This window comes from Micromonospora sp. WMMD1128, from assembly GCF_027497235.1.
GTDB lineage: Bacteria > Actinomycetota > Actinomycetes > Mycobacteriales > Micromonosporaceae > Micromonospora.
The window spans coordinates 2,145,791-2,170,231 of record NZ_CP114902.1 but is presented as its reverse complement, the minus strand read 5'-3'; the positions used below and the strand labels follow the sequence as shown (position 1 = coordinate 2,170,231).

18 protein-coding genes are annotated in these 24,441 nt (G+C 72.6%); 9 read left to right on the top strand and 9 right to left on the bottom strand.

The window, feature by feature from the left end; genetic code table 11:
- Positions 1–68: 68 nt before the first annotated feature.
- From O7602_RS10075 to O7602_RS10055, 5 genes are all read right to left on the bottom strand, one after another.
- Entirely contained in the window at positions 69–1,364 is a 1,296-nt protein-coding gene (locus O7602_RS10075) for an AarF/UbiB family protein (protein WP_281588145.1), read from the bottom strand.
- Positions 1,361–1,999, bottom strand: coding sequence for a hypothetical protein (locus tag O7602_RS10070; protein WP_281588143.1), 639 nt, complete (start codon positions 1,997–1,999; stop codon positions 1,361–1,363). Before O7602_RS10070 ends, O7602_RS10075 begins: the two co-directional genes overlap by 4 nt.
- Positions 1,999–2,898: a class I SAM-dependent methyltransferase gene (locus tag O7602_RS10065; RefSeq protein WP_281588141.1), complete on the bottom strand. Its 900-nt coding sequence runs from the start codon at positions 2,896–2,898 to the stop codon at positions 1,999–2,001. Before O7602_RS10065 ends, O7602_RS10070 begins: the two co-directional genes overlap by 1 nt.
- A gap of 128 nt (positions 2,899–3,026) precedes the next feature.
- Complete coding sequence (locus tag O7602_RS10060) at positions 3,027–4,229, bottom strand: DUF6004 family protein (protein ID WP_281588139.1); 1,203 nt, start codon at positions 4,227–4,229, stop codon at positions 3,027–3,029.
- A 253-nt stretch (positions 4,230–4,482) separates the two neighbouring features.
- Positions 4,483–6,291, bottom strand: coding sequence for a BTAD domain-containing putative transcriptional regulator (locus O7602_RS10055; protein WP_281588137.1), 1,809 nt, complete (start codon positions 6,289–6,291; stop codon positions 4,483–4,485).
- Positions 6,292–6,468: 177 nt separating this feature from the next.
- On the opposite strand from O7602_RS10055, the gene O7602_RS10050 reads away from it, so the two are divergent.
- Positions 6,469–9,006 carry an ATP-dependent Clp protease ATP-binding subunit gene (locus tag O7602_RS10050; RefSeq protein WP_281586306.1) on the top strand — a complete coding sequence of 846 codons (2,538 nt, stop codon included), beginning with the start codon at positions 6,469–6,471 and terminating at the stop codon, positions 9,004–9,006.
- A gap of 22 nt (positions 9,007–9,028) precedes the next feature.
- Here O7602_RS10050 and add read toward each other — a convergent pair whose 3' ends face one another.
- Both add and O7602_RS10040 read right to left on the bottom strand, forming a co-directional pair.
- Positions 9,029–10,012, bottom strand: a complete 984-nt coding sequence (gene add, locus O7602_RS10045; RefSeq protein ID WP_281588135.1) for an adenosine deaminase — start codon at positions 10,010–10,012, stop codon at positions 9,029–9,031.
- Between the two features lie 58 nt (positions 10,013–10,070).
- Positions 10,071–10,832: a helix-turn-helix transcriptional regulator gene (locus tag O7602_RS10040; protein ID WP_281588133.1), complete on the bottom strand. Its 762-nt coding sequence runs from the start codon at positions 10,830–10,832 to the stop codon at positions 10,071–10,073.
- Between the two features lie 419 nt (positions 10,833–11,251).
- On the opposite strand from O7602_RS10040, the gene O7602_RS10035 reads away from it, so the two are divergent.
- The 8 genes from O7602_RS10035 to O7602_RS10000 are packed head-to-tail and all read left to right on the top strand — an operon-like array spanning position 11,252 to position 23,184.
- A complete protein-coding gene (locus tag O7602_RS10035) occupies positions 11,252–12,226 on the top strand; it encodes a DUF1702 family protein (protein ID WP_281588132.1) in 975 nt (324 codons plus the stop codon).
- A gap of 3 nt (positions 12,227–12,229) precedes the next feature.
- The gene (locus tag O7602_RS10030) at positions 12,230–14,191 is read left to right on the top strand and encodes a VCBS repeat-containing protein (protein WP_281588131.1); all 1,962 of its coding nucleotides are present in this window, start codon (positions 12,230–12,232) and stop codon (positions 14,189–14,191) included.
- The gene (locus O7602_RS10025; protein WP_281588130.1) at positions 14,188–15,171 is read left to right on the top strand and encodes an enediyne biosynthesis protein; all 984 of its coding nucleotides are present in this window, start codon (positions 14,188–14,190) and stop codon (positions 15,169–15,171) included. Before O7602_RS10030 ends, O7602_RS10025 begins: the two co-directional genes overlap by 4 nt.
- 40 nt (positions 15,172–15,211) lie before the next feature.
- Positions 15,212–20,971, top strand: a complete 5,760-nt coding sequence (locus O7602_RS10020; RefSeq protein ID WP_281588129.1) for a type I polyketide synthase — start codon at positions 15,212–15,214, stop codon at positions 20,969–20,971.
- Positions 20,968–21,411, top strand: a complete 444-nt coding sequence (locus tag O7602_RS10015; RefSeq protein ID WP_281588127.1) for an acyl-CoA thioesterase — start codon at positions 20,968–20,970, stop codon at positions 21,409–21,411. Before O7602_RS10020 ends, O7602_RS10015 begins: the two co-directional genes overlap by 4 nt.
- Positions 21,404–22,003: a flavin reductase family protein gene (locus tag O7602_RS10010; protein ID WP_281588125.1), complete on the top strand. Its 600-nt coding sequence runs from the start codon at positions 21,404–21,406 to the stop codon at positions 22,001–22,003. Before O7602_RS10015 ends, O7602_RS10010 begins: the two co-directional genes overlap by 8 nt.
- Positions 22,004–22,034: 31 nt before the next feature.
- The gene (locus O7602_RS10005) at positions 22,035–22,589 is read left to right on the top strand and encodes a hypothetical protein (RefSeq protein ID WP_281588123.1); all 555 of its coding nucleotides are present in this window, start codon (positions 22,035–22,037) and stop codon (positions 22,587–22,589) included.
- A complete protein-coding gene (locus tag O7602_RS10000; protein ID WP_281588121.1) occupies positions 22,570–23,184 on the top strand; it encodes a copper resistance CopC family protein in 615 nt (204 codons plus the stop codon). The genes O7602_RS10005 and O7602_RS10000 overlap by 20 nt, the downstream gene beginning before the upstream one ends.
- A gap of 16 nt (positions 23,185–23,200) precedes the next feature.
- Here O7602_RS10000 and O7602_RS09995 read toward each other — a convergent pair whose 3' ends face one another.
- Both O7602_RS09995 and O7602_RS09990 read right to left on the bottom strand, forming a co-directional pair.
- On the bottom strand, positions 23,201–23,833 hold the full coding sequence (locus O7602_RS09995; protein ID WP_281588119.1) for a PQQ-binding-like beta-propeller repeat protein: 633 nt from the start codon (positions 23,831–23,833) through the stop codon (positions 23,201–23,203).
- 146 nt (positions 23,834–23,979) lie between these two features.
- Positions 23,980–24,384, bottom strand: coding sequence for a nuclear transport factor 2 family protein (locus O7602_RS09990; RefSeq protein ID WP_281588117.1), 405 nt, complete (start codon positions 24,382–24,384; stop codon positions 23,980–23,982).
- Between the last annotated feature and the right edge of the window lie 57 nt (positions 24,385–24,441).

Here is a 24,441-nt window from a genome sequence, read left to right as displayed (position 1 = left end):
CTCACTACTGTATCGGATAGCGTGACTGTCCGGAATCGCGCCCGACACCACTGTTCGTAACAGTATCGTCACCCCGCTTTGCGCTGACCGAACAGCCCTTTCATCAGCACCGGCTTGGCGACCTCTTGAAAGTCCATCCCCGGGTCGAGTTCCCGCACCGTGCCCTCGATCACGAGCAGTGACAACAGCGGAAAGATCAGCTCTGGCGCCGCATGCACACCGTAGCGGCGCTGGAGATCGAACATCTCGCCGGCGAACGCGATCAGGCTGAACTCCCGGGCCGGCAACCCGTGGCTGCGCTCCACCAGATCGGCCATCCGGGTCAGGAACCCCGCCACGTCGGCGTCCGGCCGGAGCCCCGTGCCGCTGCGCACCACGATCTCCGCGCAGTATCGGCCCCTCCCGATGGACATGTTCATGAAGAACTCGGCGAAGAGCCGGCGCAGCTCCTCGGTGAGCTGGACGCTGAACCCGGCGTCCAGGACCACCACCTGCCCGCGCCGGGTGAAGTAGAGGTTGCCCGGGTGCATGTCGCAGTGCACGAAACCGTCGACGAAGAGCATGTGGTAGATCGCGGTCAGCCCGGACGACGCGAACCGCCGCTGCAACGCCGGCGGACAGCGGCGGGCGGTGTCCACGTCCAGGTCGGGGATGAACTCCATCACGATGCAGCGCGGCCGGCAGGCGGCCTCGTGCACCTTCGGCACCCAGACCCGGGGCACGGTGGCCAGGTTGACGCGCAACCGGCGCAGGTTGGCCGCCTCCCGGGTGAAGTCGAGCTGGCCGAGCACCGCCCCGGACATGTGCGCCATCACCTCGGCGACCGGCACGTCGCGGAAGACCGGCAGCCGGGCGGCAAGCGCGGCGCCGGCCCGCATCAGGGCCAGGTCGAGCGTCATCAACCGCTCCACGCCCGGCCGGCGCAGCTTCACCGCCACCTGCTCGCCGGTGCGCAGCCGGGCGCGGTAGACACAGGCCACACTGCCGCTGGCCACCGGACGGCGGTCCAGCTCCGCGAAGATCTCCGGCTCCGCCACGCCGTACGCCTCGCGCAACGCGCGCCGGGTGCCGGTCGCGTCCAGCGGGGCCACCGCGTCCTGCAGCACCGCCAACTCGTCGCAGAACGCCGGCGGTAGCAGGTCACGGCGGGTGCCGAGCACCTGCCCGGCCTTGACGAAGGTCGCGCCCAGCCGGGTCAGCAGCACCGTGGTCCGGCGGTAGAGGTGCCGCCGGCCCGCCTCCCCTCGCCGGACGAGGGCCAACGCGCCGCCGGTCAACAGCGCGGGCAGCAGGAGGGCCAGGCTGAGCGCCACCACCCACACCGCACGGGCCGCCAGCATCGCCCTGCCGCGCACGGCGCTCACCTCCTCACGATGCCGGGCACCTCGATCGCCCGCAGTTGCAGGGTGCCGTGGTCGCAGTACCAGATCCGGCTGCCGTCCCAGGTCACGCCGGTCGGGTTGCCCGCCACCGAGTAGGCCGCGACGTCCCGGCGCTCGTCCAGGTCGTAGACGTTGATGGCGGCGTTGGTGTAGTCGGCGTACACCAGGAAGTTGTCCGAGACGGTCAGGCCGGCTGGGGCGTGCCGGACCGGGAAGGTGTCGATCAGTCCCATCCCGCGCGGATCGCGCAGCTCCACCAGCCGCAGGTCCTCGTAGCCGAGCCAGAGCCCGTGCCGGGTGGCCTCGATCCCGCGCAGCACGTTGCCGGGGCGCGGGTTCGGCAGCTCGGTGACCTCCTCGCCGGTGGTCGGGCTGAGGCCGCGCAGACACCGCTGCGCACCGCAGACCTGGAGCAGGTATCCGTCGAGGGTGGTCAGGTCGGTGGCGACCTCCGGGCAGGGAATCCGGTGTTCGACCTGCCCCGTGTGCGGATCCAGCGCCATGATCTGGTTGGACACCGCCTCGGAGAACCAGAGGAACTCACCGAACCAGGTGAGTCCGCAGAGCTTGAAGGCGCGTACCGGGATGTCGCGGACCGTGCCCGCCGCGAACGGCATCACGACCTCCCCGCGCGGACGATGCCGCAGTCGAGCCGCCAGTCGGTGGCCAGCCGCACCCCGGTGCCGGCGCGGGGACGGCGCAGGTCCAGCCGCAACTCGTCGCCCTCGGCCACCCGGGTGTGTCGCAGCGGCCAGATCCACACCGCCCAGTTGCACCCCGGGTACGAGGGGAAGTTGGACAGTTCCACGCCGTCTGCCATGTCCGCGGTGAAGTAGCCCATGACGGCGTGCAGGGTGCCGGGGCGGACGACCCGCAGCCGCTGGCTGGGTCGGGGCCGGGTGGAGCCGGCCCGGCCCAGGGCCGAGTCGGCGACCGGGACCGGCTCGCTGAGCAGCCGCGGCGGTCGCTGGAAGAAGTGCAGATGGGCCTGGGGCTCGACAAGTTCCTGCACCACGTCGAGACGGTGGCCCAGGAAGTCGGAGCTCCACAGCCCCCAGCCCTCGGCGTCGAACTCGATCGCCGCCAGCCGGGTGACCAGCCGCCGGGGCACCACCCGCCCGTCCGGCCGCAACACCCGTCGGGCGACCACGCCGAGCACCTCGGCCATCTCCTCCTCCGGCCCGAGGTTGCCCATCATCTCCGAGACCAGGACGTCGGCCCGGTCGGGCAGGCGCAGGGTGCGCGCGTCGCCGACGATCAGGGTGAGCCGGTCCTTCAGGTCGTTGGCCTCGATGATCCGGGCGGCCACCTCGGCCATCCGCGGGTCGGCCTCGACGGCGTAGACGTGGCCGGCGCCGTGCCGCAGGGCCAGCAGCGACAGCGCCAGCGTCCCGGCGCCGACGTCGACCACCACGTCACCCGGGTCGACCGTCTGCTCCAGGGCCTGGTCGTAGGCGTGCAACCGGGGAGCGTCGGCGAGCATCGTCTGGTGCATGAGGAGCAGGCGCTGGTCCACGGAGTCCTCCCCGGTAACAGGGCATCCCTCCCGGGGCTGAGGGGACCTGCCCCCGGGAGGGATGCCGTCCGGACGCCGGCGCTATCGGATTTTCTAGTCAACCCGGGCGTCCGAGTGCCGTCAAGGGGTCAGATGTTGACGGCCGCGTGCTCACCGACGTAGGCGTCGCGCATCACCAGGTTGACCCCGGTGAGGCGGGCCTTGGGCTCGTCGTCGGTGGTGACCAGCGCGGTGTCGCCGCCGTCGAGCTTCAGCTCGGTGCCGGTGGCCTCCATGTCGCGCAGCTTGCCGTTGATGTGCACGGCGTTCGTGGCGTACAGCGTCTGGTGCGGCGTGACCAGCTCGAACTCGGCGTCGATGTGCAGCTCGCTGGGGAACGCGACCCGGCTGAGGCTGTCCTCGTGGCCCTCGCCGAGCGTGCCGCCGGAGACCCGCGGCCAGCTCGCCCGCAGCATGACCCGGCCACCGAGCTCGGCGCAGTGCCCGACCACGGCCACCCGGGCCAGCTGGGCGAGGACACCGGGGCCCTCGTCGTGCTTGTCCGGGCCGAACAGCAGCACCTCGGCCCCGCCGGCCTTCCGGTAGTCACCGGCCAGGTCGACCCGGACCGTGCGCCCGCCGACCTCGACCTCGATCTGCCCCTCCATCGAGGTCTGCATGATCATGGACGGGTCGACAAGCATCGACATGCAGGGACCGGCGCTCGGCGCGAAGAACAGGTTGGGCGTGATGCCCACCGGCTGGTTCTCGTCGTTCGCCGGGTACCACGCCTCCGGCAGCGTGGTGCCCTTCACCACGTTCGGGGCCTGGGCGACCTCGAACGGACCGTCGCCCCGCGGCTTGCCCAGGTAGGGGCCGGTGAGGGGCTTCTTGAACGGCGGGACGTTGTCGACCACGCCGTAGATGTCGATGACGTTGCGGTGGGCCAGGCGCAGCGTGCTCGACTCGAGGATGCCGAACCGGCGGATGTAGAACTCCGCCGGGAAGTTCTTGCCCGGCACGATCTGCCGCACGTGACCGCTGTTGGGCAGGAACGGGTTGGACAGGACCTGGATGCGGTCGTCCAGCTCGTAGCTGAAGCCCTTGATGCCGACCTCGGGCGCGCTGATCAGCTCGGTGTCGAACTGCGCGTAGCCCTTGTCGTCGACCCGGTGCTCGAAGCCGGGCATCGGCCACTTGTTCAGCTGCACGAAGCCCGACAGGTTGATCGTCTCGCGTCGACCCGAGTAGTAGTCCTCGCCGAAGACCACCGTCGCGGCCGCGAGGATGTGCGGCCTGATCGGCTTGGCCTCCAGGTTCAACGACTCGTAGGTCTCCCGTACTCCACTCACCCTGATACCTCCGTAGGGCGTGACCGGTCACCGGGAGCAGCAGCCCCGGCCGGGGGTCCGAGAACCGGACCCGCACCCAGGAAGCTATATGTTTTTACAGTTAGGTGTCAATCGTCGGTCACCGATATCTCACCGGCTGTCACATCGCGGCAGCCGCCCGCGCCGCAACCCGGCGCGGGCGGACGGACGACTACTCGACGGCGGACGCCAACGGTCCGGCCCGGGCCGGACCGGGCGCCCACGGAGGGCCGGCTCAGGCGAGCTGGGCGCCGGTCGTCTCCTCGGCCAACAGCTCGGTGGAGAGCCGGCGCACGAGTGCGAGACACCGGTGCCGGCTCGGCGCTCCCCGCTCCGGCTGCAGGAGCGACTTCTCCCGCAGCCGGGCCAGCACCCGGGCGACCTCGGCCGGACGCAGGTACGGCTCGGCGAGCCGCACCGCCTCGGTCAGGTCGAACACCGGGGGCAGCGCGCCGAGACGGGCGAAGAGCCAGCGCTCGGCCGGGGTGAGGGTGCGGACGCTCCGGTCCAGCAGGGCACGGAGCGAGGGCCGGCTCTCCTCCCCCGGCGGGCGGAACCAGGTAAGGGGTCCGTCGAACCGGCGGGACACCCCGGCCAGGGAGTCGTCGGCCAGGTGCGCCGCGGCGTAGCCGAGCACGAGAGGCAGCCCGTCGGCGCGACGGCAGATCTGTGCGACGAGCCCGACATTGTCGGCGCCGACCCGGAACCCGGTGTGGACGCGGGCCGCGTACCGGGCGAAGAGGTCCACCGCCGGGGCGCCGGCGTCCGTGTCGCCGTCGGGCAGCGCGAGTGGCCACAGCCGCCGGATCGCCTCGTGCGGCAGGTTGAGCGGTTCCCGGGAGGTCACCAGCACGGTCAACCGGTTCTGGTCCCGCAGCAGCGTGTCGGCCAGCAGAGCGCAGGCGTCCACCAGGTGCTCGGCGTTGTCGAGCACCACAAGCATCTGCCGGAGACCGCACCGCGACGGGTCCGACGGCGGCCCGGCGAGCAGATCGATCATCCGGGCCCGCAGGTGGGCCCGATCCGCGACACCGGTGACGTCCACCGTGACCACCCCGTCGGCGAACCGGTCCCGCAGCTCGTCCACCACCGCCCGGGCCAACGCCGACTTGCCGCAACCAGGCGGCCCGACCACGGTGACCAGCCGGTGCGCCCGCATCAGCGACGTCAGCGCGCGGACGTCCTCGTCGCGGTGGAGCAGCTCGCCGGGCCACTGCGCCACCTCGGCCGGCGCGACCGAGACGCCGGCGCACGAACCGACCTGGGCGGGTGGCGCCCAGTGCGGTTCGACAAGCCGCCGGTGCACCGCCTGCAGGGCCGGGCCCGGCTCGACGCCCAACTCCCGGTGCAGCGCGTCGCGGACCGCGGCGAACCGGCCCAGCGCCAGCGAACGCTGCCCGGTGCGCTCCAGAACGGTCAGGTAGTGGGCCTGCACCTGCTCGTCGAGGGGCTCCCGCGTGGCGAGCTGGGCGGCCAGGTCGCGGACCTCGCCCGGGCGTCCGACGCGCAGCCCGAGCGCCACGTAGTCACGGGCGGCGTCGGACCAGCTCAGGCGCAGCGCCTCCACCTCGACCGACTGTCGCAGCAGGACGGTCAGCTCGCTGAGTGCCGGATCCCGCCACAGGTGCAGCGCATGCCGCAGCAGTCGCAGCGCGCGATGGGTGTGCCCCTCGGCCAACCGCTGCCGGGCCCGCTCGACCAGCTCGCGGAAGACGCACAGATCGACCGCCCGAGGCTCGATCCGCAGCGCGTACCCGGTCGGGGTGGAGACGATGACGTTGGTCCGCGCCCGGGGCGGTGTCTCCGGTTCGAGGAGCTGGCGGAGCCGCGCGATGTACGTGTGCAGCAGCTCGCGGGACCGGGCCGGCACCCGCTCGCCCCAGACCGCCTCCTGCAGCTCGCTCGCGGCGACACCGCGCCCGGGTTGGAGCGCGAGCGCCGCGAAGACCGCCTTCTGCTTGGTGGGCCCCAGGTCGACGGGCGTGACGCCGCGGCTCACCTGGAGCGGACCGAGGATCTTCAGACGCACCACCGCAGCCGTCACCAGTACCCGCCATTCGCGCCGACACCCGAGCCAGTACCGATCGTAATAATGCCACTACTCAGAGGTTCGAGAGCCGGGAGACATCGTGATCGCGGAACGTGGAGCCATCACCGGACGATCAGTTACTATCGAAAGATATAGTTATCTCGTCGACTCGTAGACAGTTGGGTGGGTCCCATGTTCGAGCGGTTCACCGACCGAGCGCGACGGGTTGTCGTCCTGGCCCAGGAAGAGGCCCGGATGCTCAACCACAACTACATCGGTACGGAGCACATCCTGTTGGGCCTGATCCATGAGGGTGAGGGTGTGGCGGCGAAGGCTTTGGAGAGCCTGGGTATCTCGTTGGAGGGCGTCCGTCAGCAGGTTGAGGAGATCATCGGTCAGGGCCAGCAGGCGCCGAGTGGGCATATCCCGTTCACGCCGCGGGCGAAGAAGGTGTTGGAGCTGTCCCTGCGGGAGGCGTTGCAGCTCGGCCACAACTACATCGGCACGGAGCACATCCTGTTGGGCCTGATCCGTGAGGGTGAGGGTGTGGCCGCCCAGGTGTTGGTGAAGTTGGGCGCCGACCTGAATCGGGTGCGTCAGCAGGTGATCCAGTTGCTGTCGGGTTATCAGGGCAAGGAGCCGGCTGCTGCGGGTGCTGCGCCGGGTGAGGCCGCGCCGTCGACGAGTTTGGTGTTGGATCAGTTCGGTCGGAACCTGACCCAGGCTGCTCGGGAGGGCAAGCTCGACCCGGTGATCGGGCGGGAGAAGGAGATCGAGCGGGTCATGCAGGTGTTGTCCCGCCGGACGAAGAACAACCCGGTGTTGATCGGTGAGCCCGGCGTGGGTAAGACCGCTGTGGTGGAGGGCTTGTCCCAGAAGATCATCAAGGGTGAGGTGCCGGAGACGCTGAAGGACAAGCAGTTGTACACGCTTGACCTGGGTGCGTTGGTGGCGGGTTCGCGCTACCGGGGTGATTTCGAGGAGCGTCTGAAGAAGGTGCTCAAGGAGATCCGCACCCGGGGTGACATCATCTTGTTCATCGACGAGATCCACACGTTGGTGGGTGCGGGCGCGGCGGAGGGCGCGATCGACGCGGCGAGCATTTTGAAGCCGATGCTGGCGCGTGGTGAGTTGCAGACCATCGGCGCGACCACGCTGGATGAGTACCGTAAGCATTTGGAGAAGGACGCGGCGTTGGAGCGTCGGTTCCAGCCGATCCAGGTGGGTGAGCCGTCGCTGGCGCACACCATCGAGATTTTGAAGGGTCTGCGGGACCGGTACGAGGCGCACCACCGCGTGAGCATCACCGACGCGGCTCTGGTCGCGGCGGCGACCCTGGCGGATCGGTATATCTCGGATCGGTTCCTGCCGGACAAGGCGATCGATTTGATTGATGAGGCGGGTGCGCGGATGCGGATCCGTCGGATGACGGCGCCGCCGGACCTGCGGGACTTCGATGAGCGGATCGCGCAGGTGCGTCGGGACAAGGAGTCCGCGATCGACGCGCAGGACTTCGAGCGGGCCGCGCAGTTGCGGGACACGGAGAAGCAGTTGCTGGGTCAGAAGGCGCAGCGGGAGAAGGAGTGGAAGGCCGGGGATCTGGATGTCGTCAGTGAGGTCGACGACGAGCAGATCGCTGAGGTGCTCGGGAACTGGACCGGTATCCCGGTGTACAAGTTGACCGAGGAGGAGACGTCGCGTCTGCTGCGGATGGAGGACGAGCTGCACAAGCGCGTCATCGGGCAGGAAGACGCGGTCAAGGCGGTGTCGAAGGCGATCCGGCGCACGCGGGCGGGTTTGAAGGATCCGAAGCGGCCGTCGGGGTCGTTCATCTTCGCCGGCCCGTCCGGTGTGGGTAAGACCGAGCTGTCCAAGGCCCTGGCGGAGTTCCTGTTCGGGTCCGAGGACGCGTTGATCCAGTTGGACATGTCGGAGTTCCACGACCGGTACACGGTGTCCCGGCTCGTCGGTGCCCCTCCCGGGTATGTCGGGTACGACGAGGGTGGGCAGCTGACGGAGAAGGTGCGGCGGCGGCCGTTCTCGGTGGTGTTGTTCGACGAGATCGAGAAGGCCCACCCGGATGTGTTCAACACGCTGTTGCAGATCCTGGAGGACGGCCGGTTGACCGATGGTCAGGGTCGGATCGTGGACTTCAAGAACACGGTCATCATCCTGACCACCAACCTCGGTACCCGGGACGTCGCGAAGGCGGTGTCGCTGGGCTTCCAGGCCTCCGACGACTCCGAGTCGAACTACGACCGGATGAAGCAGAAGGTCAACGACGAGCTCAAGCAGCACTTCCGGCCCGAGTTCCTCAACCGGATCGACGACACGATCGTGTTCCACCAGCTGCGGGAGATCGAGATCCTGTCGATCGTGGACATCATGATCCAGCGGATCGAGGGGCAACTGCGGAACAAGGACATGGGCCTGGAGTTGACCGACAACGCCAAGAAATACTTGGCGAAGAAGGGCTTCGACCCGGTCCTGGGCGCCCGTCCGCTACGCCGCACCATCCAACGCGACATCGAGGACAACCTGTCCGAACGGATCCTGTTCAACGAACTGACCCCCGGCCAGATCGTCGTCGTCGACTGCGAAGGCGACCCCGACAACATCGACAAGGCCAAACTCGTCTTCCGCGGCGCGGACCGACCCGACGCCGTCCCGGACGCGGTGCCAGCTGATCTCGGCGCCGCATCCACCGGCGCGGACGACAACGCCGCGTGACAGGCGGCGGTCCACGGCAGGGTCAGGGCGCGGACGCCGGGGCGAAGGCCGACCGGCCGAGGCGCTCAAGGTGGACGCGGGTCGCCCCGTCACAGAGCGCACCCGCCACACCGGCGGCGTACGCGTCGGCCGCGCTCACCCCCAACCGGGCCGCGAGCCGATACTCCCGCGACAGGTCGGTGTCGAACATGGCCGGGTCGTCGGTGCCGATGCTGCACGCCACACCGGCGGCCCGCAGCCGGGGCAACGGATGGTCGTCGAGAGCGCCCACCACCTGGGTACGCAGATTGGAGGTCGGACAGACATCCAGCACCACGCCGCGCTCCACGATCTCCGCCGACACCCGTGGGTCGTCGGCGGCCCGGATGCCGTGCCGCAACCGCACCGGGTCGTACCCGAGCGCCTCCCGGATCGACTCCACCCCCGTCGCCTCCCCGGCGTGCGGCACGAACCCGAGCCCGCCGTCGCGCGCGATCGCGACAGCGCGTGCGTACACGGCGAGACCACCCGCCGACTCCCGGCCGCCGATCCCGAAACCCACCACGCCCCGGTCGCGGTACCGGACCGCCTGTCGGGCGCACTCCTCGGCAAGCGCCGGCTCCAGTTCCCGGTCGATGTCGGGCGTGAACCGGACCAGGACGCCGTGCCGCTCGTACGCCTCCACCGCCCCGTCGGCATAGCCACCGAAGATGTCCGCCCACCGTACGCCGCGCCGCACCCGCTCCGCCGGCGAGAAGATCCCCTCCACGTAGACCGCGCCGTGCCGGGCGGCTTCGGCCGCGTAGTCCACCACCACCCGGTGGAAGTCCGCACGGGTACGCAGGCAGTTGGTGGTGGCGATCCAGACCTCGATGAAGTGCGCGAAGTCGACGAACCGGTAGTGCCGCGCCAGCTCCACCTCGGTCCGTGCCGGCAGCGGCGATCCGTTGCGCCGGGCGATCTCCAGGAGCGTCCGCGGTCGGATCGTCCCCTCCAGGTGCACGTGCAGTTCGATCTTCGGGCTCACGCGGAGCTCTCTTTCGCTCGCGACTGCGGGGCTCGCAAACCCGGCTCACTCCTCGCGCTCACGCGGAGACCGGCAACAAGTCGGACGGCGCGGTCCGCCGCGGGCCCGCCACCAACCGCACCGGCTCGACGGAGAGCACCGGCAGATCGGTCGGTTGCGGCGGGCGCAGCCGGATCGCCACCCGGTCCAGGCGCAGCGGCGGAGGCGGCACGGTGAACTCGGTCCAGCCGACCAGGTAGCTCTCCGGGATCTGGTCGACAAGCGTGGCCGTGGCGGCCCACCGGCTCTTGAGCAACAGCATCTGCGCGCGGTAGCGGCCGGGTGGAAGCCCGACCGGCAGCCGAACCGGACCGGCGCCCTCCGACACCGTCCAACGCGACGCTTCCGGCTCGGCGTCCGCCGAAGCGACGCTCACCAGGACCGTTCCGGCGGACGCCGCCAGTCCGCCACGGACCACCGGTTGCAGCACGGCACCGGCGTACGGGCCGAGCGGCCGGTCCCGGACCACCGGCGGGATCAGTCGGCCCAGCAGCGCACGGACCTGCCGCCGGAACTGCTCGGGCGGCACGCCCACCAGACGGGTGAACTGGGTGGTGAAGCTACCCACGCTCGTGTAGCCGACCCGGGCGCAGATCGCGCCGACGGTGAGCCGGGAGTGCAGGAGCAGTCGCCGGGCCTGGGCCATCCGGAGCGCCGCCAGGAAACGCGCCGGCGTCTCTCCGGTAACCGCCCGGAAAATTCGGTGGAAATGGAAAGGGCTGAACAGGGCGGTGCGGGCCAGCACGTTCAGCGGCAGATCACCGCCGAGATCGCCACGCATTCGTTCGATCGACCGGATCACCGCCATTCGGTGGCGATATCCACACGGTCGTTCCACGGCAGAAGACATTAGGATCCCCCAGGTTCTGCATCCGCGACGAAACCGTCCCGTAGTCTCCGACCGCGCCCTTGAATAAATCTTGATTTTCATATAGCGAAGCGCTGATCTCTCATCTGCTGCGACGAAGTCGCTGCTCAGCGCCGGTAAGCCGAGGCGCGTCTCCGAGCCCCGTCGCGCCAACCGGATGGGCCGGCGGAGTGCACGGCCAACAGAGCAAGGTGCGAGAAGACAGCGCGCGCACCGTCCGCAATCATGGTCCGGTAGTCGCCCGGGACGCCGGACAACGGGACCGCAGCGGGCCAGGTCAATTTGCACGTGTCGATTTGTAGCGGTCTACTCCGATCTGCCGGGGAGGATTCATGTCCGCTCTGTGGCTGGCGCTGCGGCGTCGCCTGCTCACCCCTTCTCCACGAGCGACGGAACTGCGCAGACGCGGTTTCCGGGTGAAGGACGAGAGGGCCCGGCACGCCCTGGAATCAGCCGGTCGCAGTTTCGTCGCCGGCTTCGGGCACGCGGCCGGCACATCCTCGCCCCAGGCCGCCGAAGCCCGCCTGGAGTCCGTGGACGCGCCGCTGCGCGGCTTCGCCTACGAGGGCGCGGCGATGGCGTACGCGCTCATGGCCGGCCTCGGCCTGCGCGACCGTACCGCCGAGTTCCTCGCCGGGGGCGGACGACGCCACCTCTACATGGCGCACGTCGGTGCCGGCTGGGCGCTCGCCCGCCTGCCGCGCCCCCGCCGACGACGGGTGCTTCCCACCGACCCGCTGCTGCGCTGGCTCGCCCTCGACGGGTACGGGTTCCACCAGGCGTACTTCCACACCGACCGCTACGTTCGCCAGCAGCACCGCGACCCCGGCCGGAACTGGGGGCCGGAGCTGCGCGGTTACGCCGGACACGCCGTCGACCAGGGCATCGGTCGGGCCCTGTGGTTCGTCTGCGGCACCGACGTCCGGCACGTGGTGGACACCGTGCGCGGCTTCGCGCCGGGCCGGCACGCCGACCTGTTCAGCGGGGTGGGCCTGGCGGCCACCTACGCAGGTGGGGTGGACGACAAGGAACTGGTGGAGCTGGCCCGGTTGGCGGACCGGCACCGGCACCGGGCCGCGCTGGCGCAGGGATCCGCGTTCGCCGCCAAGGCGCGGCTGCGGGCCGGTCTGCCGACCGACGACACCGCCCGGGCGACCGCGGCGCTCTGCCGCGCCACGCCCGAGCAGGCCGCCACCATGACCGACGACGCCCTGCGGGACCTGCCGCCCGACGCCGACGGTCGGCCCGCGTACGCGGTCTGGCGACAGCGCATCGCCGACCAGTTCACGCTCCTGGGGAGGCACTGACCGATGACCGGCATCAGACACTGGGCCCGACGACAGGCGGCGGGACTTGTCGCCATCGTGCTCCTCGCGGGCATGTTCGTGGTCGCGCACACGCCACAGGCGTCCGGCGCGCAGCGACGAGCGCTGGCCGAGGCGTACCGGATGACCCCGCTCTCCGTCGGGCTGCCCGGCGGCTTCCCGCAGCAGACCATTCGCAAGGTCAACCAGGACTACCGGCGGATCGCGGCCTGGATCTCCTCGGTCGGCGCCGGGGTGGCCATGAACGACCTCGACGGCGACGGGCTGGCCAACGACCTCTGCCTCACCGACCCCCGGATCGACCGGGTGGTGGTGACGCCGACACCCGGCGCCCGGACCGAGCGGTACGAACCGTTCGCCCTGGATCCCGCGCCGCTGCCGATGAACGGGCACATCGCCCCGATGGGCTGCGTGCCCGGCGACTTCGACGAGGACGGCCGGATCGACCTGCTGGTCTACTGGTGGGGCCGCTCCCCCGTGCTCTTCCTGGCCCGCGCCGACCAACCCCGGCCCGGCCCGGCGGCGTACCGGCCGGTGGAGCTGGTGCCGGCCCGGGTGGACGAGACCGGCGGGTACGCCGGCGTGCAGTGGAACACCAACACGGTGACCACCGCCGACTTCGACGGCGACGGGCACCTGGACATCTTCGTCGGCAACTACTTCCCGGACGGCCCGGTGCTCGACGACACGGTCAGCGGCGGCGTGACCATGAACCGCTCGATGTCCTGGGCGACGAACGGCGGCCTGGACCACCTGATGCGCTTCACCGGCCGCGCACCGGACGGCACGCCCCGCTTCACCGACGTGCCGGGTGTCCTCGACCGGGCCGTCTCGGCCGGCTGGACGCTCGCCGCCAGCGCCCAGGACGTCGACGGCGACCAACTGCCCGAGCTGTACGTGGCGAACGACTTCGGGCCGGACCGGCTGCTGTACAACACCTCCACCCCGGGCAAGGTGCGGCTGTCGCTCGTGGAGGGCGAGGAGAGCCGGGCGTTCGTGCCGAAGTCGAAGCGGCTCGGCCACGACTCCTTCAAGGGGATGGGGGTGGACTTCGGCGATCTCGACCAGGACGGCCTCTACGACCTCTACGTCGGCAACATCACCACCTCCTTCGGCATCCAGGAGAGCAACTTCGCCTTCGTCAACACCGCCCGGGACGTCGCGGACCTGCGCCGGCAGCTTCGCGCCGGCAGCGCGCCCTGGCACGACCGCAGCTCCGCGCTGAACCTGGCCTGGAGCGGCTGGAGCTGGGACGTCAAGATCGCCGACTTCACCAACCGGGGCGTGCCGGACATCGTGCAGACCAGCGGCTTCGTCAAGGGCACGGTGAACCGCTGGGCGCAGCTCCAGGAGCTCGCCACCGCCAACGACACGCTGCTGGAACACCCGGCGTGGTGGCCGCACGTGGAGGCGGGCGACGACATCGCCGGCGGCCAGCACCTGCGCTTCCACGTCCGCGGCGACGACGGCAGATACGTCGACCTGAGTCCCGAACTGGGGCTCGCCGTACCGGTGCCGACCCGCGGCATCGCGGTCGGTGACGCGGACGGCGACGGACGGCTGGACATGGCGGTCGCCCGGCAGTGGGACGCCCCGGTCTTCTACCACAACGACAGCCCCGACACCGGGTCACCGCTGAGCCTGCGCCTGATCCACGAGGGCACCGCGGGCCCGGCCGGACAGCCGGGCTCCCCCGTCGTCGGCGCGTCGGTCACGGTCACCACCCCGGACGGCCGCACGCTGCTGGCCCGGGTCGACGGCGGCGGCGGCCACTCGGGCCGGCGCAGCTTCGAGGCGGTCGCCGGGCTCGGGCAGGTCAGCGGGCCGGTGCGGGTCCGGATCGACTGGCGCGACCGCGGCGGGGCCGCACACCAGCAGGAGCTCCAGCTCACCCCGGGTCGGCACACGCTGACCCTCGGCGCCCAGGCCAGGGAGGCGACGTCATGACCGGCAAGACCGCCCGCGACCCACGGGTCATCGCACTGCGCAACTTCGCGATCTCCATCACCGCGCTCAACGTCCTCGGCTACACCGTGCTCGGCTTCGAGCAGGCCCCGCTCTGGCCGGTGGCCGCCGTGCTCACCGCGTACCTCACCGAGATCGGCCTGGAGGTCGTCGGCGCCCGGGCGGAGAGCCGGCCGCCCCGGTTCACCGGGCGGGGCGTCCGCGGTGTGGTGGAGTTCCTCTACCCGGCGCACATCACCGCGCTGGCGGTGAACATGCTGCTCTACGTCAACGACCGGATGCCGGTGACGCTGTTCGCGGTGATGGTGGCGATCAGCGGCAAGTGGCTGCTGCGTGCCCCGGTCAACGGCCGGCTGCGGCACTTCATGAACCCGTCGAACTTCGGCATCAGCGTGGTGCTGCTGCTGTTCCCGTGGGTTTCCATCGCCCCGCCGTACCAGTTCACCGAATATCTCAGCGGCTGGGCCGACTGGGCGCTGGTGGTCGTGATCGTGAGCCTGGGCACGCTGCTCAACGCCAAGCTCACCGGCCGCATGTGGCTGATCGGCAGCTGGCTGCTCGTCTTCGCCGCCCAGGCGGTGTTCCGCGGCCTGGTCCTCGACACCGCCGTCCCGGGCGCGCTGGCCACCATGACCGGGGTGGCGTTCGTCCTGTTCACCAACTACATGGTCACCGACCCGGGGACCACGCCGTCCCGGCCGGCCTCGCAGGTCGCCTTCGGCGCCGGCGTCGCGGTCGTCTACGGCATCCTGACCGGCGCGTCGGTGGTCTACGGGCTCTTCTTCGCCACCGCGATCGTCTGCCTGGTCCGGGGCGCGTTCCTCTGGTCGTTGCACCTGTCCCGGCGCGACCGCCGGGACCAGGCGGTGGAGGCCACCGGCCGGACCGCCCCGCTGGTGGCGGAGGTGCCCCCGCCGGCCCTGGCCGACCGGGTCCCGCAGGGGGCGGCGGCCCGCGCCTGACCACGGCGCGCCGCCGGGCGCCACACGTCGAGGAGAGCGCATGGACAACCTTGCCATCGTCGGGATGAGCTGCCGCTTCCCCGACGCCCGGTCCACCACCGAACTGTGGGAGAACGCCGTCACGGGACGGCGGGCGTTCCGCCGGATACCCGCCGGGCGGTTGCGCCCGGACGACTACTGGGACCCCGACCCGACCGTCCCGGACCGCACCTACGCACGCACCGCCGCGGTCATCGACGGGTACGCGTTCGACCGGCTGGCGTTCCGGGTCGCCGGCAGCACGTTCCGCGCCACCGACCTGACCCACTGGCTGGCCCTGGACGTGGCCGCGCAGGCCCTGGCGGACGCCGGTTTCCCGGACGGGGCGGGGCTGCCGCGCGAACGCACCGCGGTGGTGGTCGGCAACACCCTGACCGGCGAGTTCACCCGCGCCAACGTGCTGCGGCTGCGCTGGCCGTACGTGCGTCGCGTGGTCGGGTCGGCGCTGCGCGAGCAGGGATGGTCGACCGAACGGCTCGGCACCTTCCTGGACGGGCTGGAAGCGGCGTACAAGGCGCCGTTCCCGCCGGTCGACGAGGACACCCTGGCCGGGTCGCTGTCGAACACGATCGCGGGCCGGATCTGCAACCACTTCGACCTCGGCGGCGGCGGGTACACGGTGGACGGCGCCTGCTCGTCGTCGCTGCTGTCGGTGGTGACGGCGTGTCGCAGCCTCGCCGAGGGTGACGTCGACGTCGCGGTGGCCGGCGGCGTCGACCTGTCGATCGACCCGTTCGAGATCGTCGGCTTCGCCAAGACCGGTGCGCTGGCCCGGCACGAGATGCGGGTGTACGACCGGCAGTCCCAGGGCTTCTGGCCGGGCGAGGGCTGCGGCATGGTGGTGCTGATGCGCCAGCGGGACGCGGTGGCGGCCGGCCGGCGGATCTACGCCACGGTCGCCGGCTGGGGTGTCTCGTCCGACGGCCGGGGCGGCATGACCCGGCCCGAGGTCGCCGGTTACCGGCTGGCCCTGGACCGGGCGTACCGGCGGGCCGGGTTCGGCGTCGACACCGTGCCCGTCTTCGAGGGGCACGGCACCGGCACCGCGGTCGGTGACGCCACCGAACTGCGCGCGTTGGGCGCCGCCCGCCGGGACGCCGATCCGGCCGGCCCGGCGGCCGCGATCAGCTCGATCAAGGCGCTCATCGGGCACACCAAGGCCGCCGCCGGGGTGGCCGGCCTGATCAAGGCCGCGCTCGCGGTGCACCACCGGGTGGTGCCGCCCACCGCCGGCTGCGTCGAGCCGCACCCGGAGTTCACCACCGGACGGCCCGCCCTGCGGATGGTCCCGGCCGCCGAGCCCTGGCCCGACGGCGCGCCGCCGCGCGCGGGCGTCACCGCGATGGGCTTCGGCGGGATCAACACCCACGTGGTGCTGGAAGGCGGGTCGACTCCGGCGCCCCGGGCCCAGGTCGAGCGGATCACCCGGTTGGGCCGGGCCGCGCAGGACGCGGAGCTGCTGCTGCTGGACGCCGACCGGCCCGACGAACTGCGCGACCGGGTACGGGAGCTGCGCCCGCTCGTCGCCCGGCTGTCGTACGGCGAGCTGACCGACCTCGCCGCCTCGCTGCGGGAACGGGTGACCGGGCGGGCGTACCGGCTCGCGGTGGTGGGCGCCGGCCCGGAGGAGGTCGAGCGGCGACTCGGCCCGGTCGCGGACGCGCTCGACGCCGGACGCGACGAGCTGACCTCCGACGGGGTGTTCCTGCGCCGGGTCACCGGGCCGGGCCGGATCGGCTTCCTGTTTCCCGGGCAGGGCTCCGGGCGGAGTACCCGCGGTGGGGCGTTGCGGCGCCGGTTCGCCACCGCGGACGAGGTGTATCGGACCGCGGGCCTGCGGGCGGACGCCGACGGGGTACGCACCGAGGTGGCCCAGCCGCGCGTCGTCACCGGGTCGCTGGCGGCCCTGCGGGTGCTGGACGAGCTCGGCGTGACCGCCACCGTCGCGGTCGGGCACAGCCTCGGCGAGTTGACCGCGCTGCACTGGGCGGGCTGCACCGACGCGGCCACCCTGCTGCGGATCGCCGCGGCCCGAGGGGCGGCCATGGCCCGCTGCGCGGAGCCGGGCACGATGGCCGGCATCGCCGCCGACGCCACGGTCGTCGGTGGGCTGATCGGCGCCGAGCCGGTCGTGATCGCCGGTCACAACGGTCCCCGGCAGACGGTCGTCTCCGGCCCGCTCGACGCGGTCCGCCGCGTCTGCGCGGTGGCCGGCGTCCGCGGTCTGGAGTGGGCCGAGCTGGCCGTGTCGCACGCCTTCCACTCGCCGCTCATGCGCCCGGCGGAACGGGAGTTCGCCGCCTGGCTGGCCGACGTGCCGTTCGCCGCGCCGCACCGGGCGGTCGCCTCCACGGTGACCGGCGGCCCGCTGCCGGCCGGTGTGGACGTCCACGACCTGCTGCGCCGCCAGGTGACCGGGCCGGTCCGCTTCGCCGACGCGGTCCGGGCCGCCGCCGGCACCGGCGTCGACCTCTTCGTCGAGGTGGGACCGGGACGGGTGCTCAGCCGGATGGCGGGCGACCTGGCCGAGGTGCCGGCGATCGCGGTGGACACCGACGGCTCTTCGCTCGCCGGGCTGGTGGCCGCGGTCGGCGCGGCCTGGGCGGTGGGCGCCCCGGTGCGCCTCGACCGGCTCTTCGCCGGCCGGCTGGTACGCCCGTTCGACCCAGCCGCCGAACCCACGTTCTTCACCAACCCGTGCGAGACCGCGCCGGAGCTTGCGGTCCCGGCCGCGCCCGCCGCCCCGGCCGCCGAACCGGCCACGACCCCGGCGGGCGGTGGCGGGGAAGCGGTCGACGTGCTGCGCCGGCTCGCCGCGCGGCGGGCGGAACTGCCACTGGAGAGCGTCACCGCCGGCACCCGGCTGCTGGACGGGCTGCACCTCAGCTCCATCGCCATCGGACAACTGGTCAACGAGGCCGCGCGGGAGCTGGGACTGGCGGCCGTGACGGCGCCGACCACCTTCGCCACCGCCACCGTCGGGCAACTGGCCGACACCCTGCGCGCCCTGGCCGGCACCGAACCCGACCGGCGGCAGCCGACCGAGGTGATGGGCGTCGCGCCCTGGGTCCGGCCGTTCCGTGTCGCGCTCGTCGCCCGGCCGCTGCCGCCCCGGGTGGCCCCCCGCCGGTCGGGTGCGTGGCGGCTGCACGCCGCCCCCGACCACCCGTTCGCGGCGGCCCTGCGGGACGCGCTGGAGCGCGCCGAGCTGGGCCCGGGGGTGCTGCTCTGCCTGCCCGGGGAGGCCACCGTCGCGGAGCTGCCGCTGGCCCTGGCGGCGGTGCAGGCCGCGGTCACCGGGCCGGACGGCGCGCGCCTGGTCGTCGTCCAGCGCGGCCGGGGCGTGGCCGCGCTCGCCCGGACCGCCCGGTTGGAGCGCCCCGGGCTGCTCACCACGGTGGTCGACCTGCCCGCCGACGGTGACCCGGTGACCCGGGTGGTCGCCGAGGTGGCCGGCACCGAGGGCTTCACCGAGGCGCGTTACGACGCCGACGGGACCCGACGGGTGCCGCTGCTGCGGCGACCGACCGGCGGCGCCCCGCCGGCCGGGCCACCGTTGCACGCCGAGGACGTGTTGCTGGTCAGCGGCGGCGGCCGGGGCATCACCGCCGAGTGCGCGGCGGCGCTGGCGGCCGACACCGGCGTACGGGTGGCCGTGCTGGGGCGGGCCGACCCCGACCGGGACGTGGAGCTGGCGGCGAACCTGGACCGGCTGCGCGCGGCCGGCACCGCCGTGCACTACGTCCGGGCGGACGTCACCGACCGCGCGGCGGTGCGGGCCGCGGTGTCCGAGGTGACCCGGGTCCTCGGCCCGGTGACGGCGGTGCTGCACGGGGCGGGACGCAACGAGCCGGCCGCCCTGGCCGCGCTCGACCTGCCCACGCTGCACCGCACCCTGGCCCCGAAGGTGGACGGCCTGCGGGCCGTGCTGGACGCCGTCGACCCGGCACGGCTGCGGCTGCTCGTCACGTTCGGCAGCATCATCGGCCGGGCCGGTCTGCCCGGTGAGGGGCACTACGCGCTCGCCAACGACTGGCTCGCGGAGCTGACCGCCGAGGTGGGACGGCGGCACCCCGGCTGCCGGGCGATCTGTCTGGAGTGGTCCGTGTGGTCGGGCGTCGGCATGGGCGAACGGCTGGCCGTGGTCGAGTCCCTCGCCCGGGCCGGCGTCACCCCGATCACGCCGGACCAGGGGGTACGGCTGTTGCGCGAGGTGCTGGCCGAGCCGGACCCACCGGCCGCGGTGGTGGTCGCCGGCCGGACCGGCAACCTCGACACCCTCGGGTACGACCACCGGGAGCTGCCGCTGCTGCGGTTCCTGGAACGGCCGATCGTGCACTACGACGGCGTCGAACTGGTCACCGAGGTCGACCTGTCCGCCGCCGCCGACCGCTACCTCGAAGACCACCGCCTCGACGGCTCCCTGCTCTTCCCGGCGGTGTTCGGGTTGGAGGCGATGGCGCAGGTCGCCACCGCGCTCATCGGCGCCTCCGGCGTGCCGGTGGTCCACGACGCCGAGTTCACCCGCCCGGTCGTGGTGCCGCCGGGCGGCTCCACCACCGTCCGGATCGCCGCCCTGGCCTCCGCCGAGGGACGGGTCGAGGTGGCGCTGCGCAGCGCGGAGACCGGATTCGCCGCCGACCACTTCCGGGCCACGCTCTCCTTCGGTCCGGTCGACGCCAGCGCCGACGATCCGGAACCGCTCGCCGGCGACCCACCGCCGGTGTCCCTGGACCCGGCCCGCGAGCTCTACCACGACGTGCTCTTCCAACAGGGCCGCTTCCGGCGCCTGCTGCGCTACCGGCGGGTGGTGGCTCGGCACGCCGAGGCGGACGTGTCGACCACCGACGACGTGGGCTGGTTCCATCCCGCCCTGCCCACCGCGCTGGTGCTGGGCGACCCCGGGGCGCGCGACGCGTTCATGCACGGCCTCCAGGTGTGCGTTCCGGACGCCACCCTGCTGCCGGTTGGCGTGGACCGGATCGAGCCGGCCGGGCCGAAGCTCGCCGCCAGCGAGGAGGTCCGGTTCACCGCCGCCGAACGCGAGCACACCGGCGACACGTACGTCTACGACGTGACGGTGCGGACCGTCTCCGGCACCGTGGTGGAGCGCTGGCGGGGACTGCGGCTCCGGGCGGTGGGCCGGCGGAACCCGGCGGCACCGTGGACGCCGGCGCTGCTCGGGCCGTACCTGACCCGGCGGTTGCCGGAGGTGCTCGGCGTCGACCTGCCGGTGGTGGTGGAGCCGCACGGCACGCGGCTGGACCTGGCCGGACGTCGCGCGGTCACCGCGACCGCGTTGAGCCGGGCGCTGGGCCGGCCGGTACGCCTCGACCACCGCCCGGACGGTCGGCCGGAGATCGCCGGTGGTCCGGTGGTGTCGGCCTCGCACCAGCCGGGGATGAGCCTGGTCGTCGCCGACGCGTACCCGGTCGCCTGTGATCTGGAGGCGGTGACGGAGCGGCCGGCGGCGGCCTGGCGCGACCTGCTCGGCCCACACCTGCCGCTGGCCGAGCTGATCGCCGCGGAGACCGGGGACCGCGCCGCCGCGTACACCCGGGTGTGGTGCGCCGTGGAGTGCCTGCAGAAGGCGGGCCAACCGCCCACCGCGCCGCTGGCTCTGGGGCCGCCGGCCCCCGCGCCCGGCTGGACGGTGCTCACCTGCGGGGAGCTGCGGGTGGCCACGCTCGTCGCGGCGGTGCGCGACCGGGTCGAGCCGGTGGTGCTGGCGGTTGCGACCGGGAGGAGGGCCTGCGGATGAGCGAGGTGTGGAGCTACCGGCACGTGATCGGGTTCGAGGAGACCAACCTGGTCGGCAACGTCTACTACGTCAACTATCTGCGGTGGCAGGGCCGCTGCCGGGAGATGTTCCTGCGCGAACGGGCCCCGGAGGTGCTCGCCGAGTTGCGGGAGGACCTGCGGTTGTTCACCCTCCGCGTCGACTGCGAGTTCTTCGCCGAGCTGACGGCCTTCGACGAGCTGACGGTCCGGATGGGACTGGCCGAGATGACCCAGACCCAGGTGGAGATGAGCTTCGACTACCTGCGCGACGCCGACGGGTCCCTGGTCGCCCGGGGACGGCAGCGCGTCGCGTGCATGCGGTCGGTGGACGGGCGGGCCGTGCCGACCCGGGTGCCGGCCGCCCTGGTCCGGGCGCTGACCCCGTACCTCGACCCGACGGCGGCGGGCCGCCATGGCTGACCGCCCACCGCTTCCGTCCCCGGCCGGGGACGCGTCGGACACCGTCTCGGTGACCGAGCCCGGCGCGCTGCGGGCACTGTTCGGGGCGTTCGCCACCGGGGTCACCGTCGTCACGGTGGCCGGCCCGGCGCCGCACGGGATGACCGCCAACTCGTTCGCGTCCGTCTCGTTGGACCCGCCGCTGGCTCTGGTCTGCGTCGGCCGGGACACCACGATGTACGCCCGGCTGTCCAGCCGGCGGTGCTTCGCGGTGAGCGTGCTCGACGCCGACCAGGAGCACCTGGCCCGATACTTCGCCGATCCGCGCCGGCCGACCGGGGCGGCCCAGTTCGCCGGCGTGAACTGGCGGGCGGGGCCGGTCACCGGCGCGCCCCTGCTGGCCGGGGCGTTGGCCTGGCTCGAGTGCCGGCTCTGGCGGGCGTACGACGGTGGCGACCACGTCATCGTCGTCGGGCGGATCCTCTCCGCCCACCGGGCCGGCGCGCCGGCGGCCCTGGTCTTCTTCGGCGGCCACTTCGGCCGGTTACCCGTGGCCGACGGCCCGCGGCCGGCCGTCGGCGTGCCGGCGGGCCGGACGACCGCGTCCGGTTGAGCACATCCGTCCACGATTCCAGGGAGGAAAGATGGCTGTTTCGACCCGGACCGCGACAAGCGGCCGGCTCAACGGCACCCGGCACCGCGCCGCGCTGAACGTCTTCATGCTCGTGGTGGTGGGGCACTGGGCCGAGCACATCGTGCAGGCCGTGCAGATCTGGGTGCTGGGTTGGCCGCGCCCGCAGGCCCGCGGCCTGCTCGGGATGCCGTTCCCCTGGCTGGTCGAGCAGGAGTGGCTGCACTACGGCTACGCGCTCGTGATGCTGGTCGGCTTCTGGATGTTGCGGCACGGATTCGTGGGTCGTTCGCGAACCTGGTGGAACGTCGCCCTCGGCATCCAGATCTGGCATCACCTCGAACATCTGCTGCTCCTGGTGCAGGCGCTCAGCGGGGCCTACCTGCTCGGCCGGGCGGTGCCCACGAGCCTCGTCCAGTTGGCCTTTCCGCGGGTGGAGCTGCACCTGTTCTACAACGCGGCGGTGTTCCTGCCGATGGTCGTCGCGGTCTATCTGCACCTGCGGCCGAGCGGGCTGGAGCTGTCCCGGATGAGTTGCAGTTGTCGCCATGTCGCCCGGGCTGCCTGAGCCGGACCGGCCGCCGGACGACGGTCTCGACCGGGGGCCGGCCGCTCCGGCGGCGCGGTGGCGGCGGGCGGCAGCCGTCTCCGTGGCGCTGCTCGCCGTCGCGGTCGTCGCCCTGGGCGCCACCGTGGCCCGGACGCCGGCCCGGCTGGAGTCGCTGAACCCGGCCGACGGCGCGCGGCTGGCCACCGCGCCCGCGGCGGTCACGCTCTCCTTCTCCGGCCGGGTGGACCCGCGGGAGGTGCACGTGTCGGTGGTGGGCGCGGGTGGACTGCTGCCCGCCGGGCCGGTGCGGGCCGACGGCCGCACGGTCACCGTGCCGCTGCCGCCGGTCGGGCCGGGCAGCTACCGCCTCGGCTATCACGTGGTGCTCGGCGACGGGCGGGAGGTGTCCGGCGAGGCCGGGTTCCGGATCGGCGCGGACACCGGCGCGGAGAGCGTCCCGTCGGTGCCGGACCAGGCGGCGGACGCGGGCGGGCACGACCACCTCGGCTCCGGGCCGCTCATCGTCGGTCTCCTGCTGTTCGGCACCGTGCTCACCGGGTTCGCCGTGGCGGCCCTGCTCCGGCGACCGACGCGGGACCGGGATCGCGCCTGACCGGCCCGGCCGGCGCTCAGGCGTCGAGCGCCGGCAGGGTGACCGCACGCAGGTGCGAGGTGGTGTAGTCGCAGAACCAGATCCGCGAGCCGTCCCAGGCCACGCCGGTCGGGTGCCCGGGGGCCCGGTAGGTGGCGATCTCCCGGCGGCGCTCCGGGTCGACGACGGTGAGGGTGCCGGCGGCGTGGTCGGCGTAGACGAGATGACGGTCGGTCGTGGTGATGCCGGCGACGGCGCCGGTGACCGGGATGCTGTCCAGCAGCCGGCCGTCGTCGGCGCGCCTGTCGATCACCCGGAGGTCCTCGTAGCCGAACCAGGTCCCGTGGCGGCTCGCCTCAAGCCCGCACAGGGTGTGTCCGGGACGCGGGCCGGGCGTCTCCGCGACCACCGCGCCGGTCTCCGGGTCGACCGCGCGCAGGGCGCGGTCCGCGCCCACCACCTGGACGAGCCGGCCGTCGTGCACGGTCAGGTCGGTGCGGACCTCGGGGCAGGCGAACTGCCGCGCCACCGCGCCGGTGGCCGAGTCGACCGCCAGGATGCGGCCCTGCTCGGCCTCGGAGAACCAGAGGAGTTCGCCGGACCAGACGAGGCCACACAGATGCCGGGCCGGCACGGCGATGTCACGCGTCGACTCCACCGAGACAGACATCGACCCACCCTCCCCGACGCTATGCGATTCTTCAGTTAACCGGGCGGGAGCGACAGCCGTCAAGGCCGGCACGGCGAGCCGACCGGCCGGGCCGTCCCGGCGGCGGGCGGGGCGGGCCGATGCCGACCCGCCCGCGCCGGGCGCGCTCAGGACCGCTGGCTGGCCAGCTTGCCCTCGAAGAACTCGTCGGCGAGATACTGGTCGGCGGAGAAGTGCCGGCCGGAGGCGAGCTTGCCGTCCTCGAAGGACCACAGCACGGTCCACCCCATCACGACCTCCGCACCGTCCCGGTCGCCGTGCACCCACTGGGTCTCCACCACGTGGTCGTCGTTGGCGCCGGTGATCAGCTTCTCCGGGCGGAAGCCCATGCCGCCCATCCGGTCGAAGAACGCCACCACCTCCTCGCGGCCCCGCTTCACACCGGACATCGGGTTGCGGCCCGGAAAGTGCCAGGACACGTCGTCCGTGGTCACCTTGGCCAGGGCGGCCATGTCACGCTTCGAGTACGCCTCGAAGAAGCGTTGGATGATGTCCAGGTTGGGATGCGTCACGGACCTGCCTCCAGTTGGCACGGATCAGAACGGGCACGCGGGCCGGGAACGGGGCCG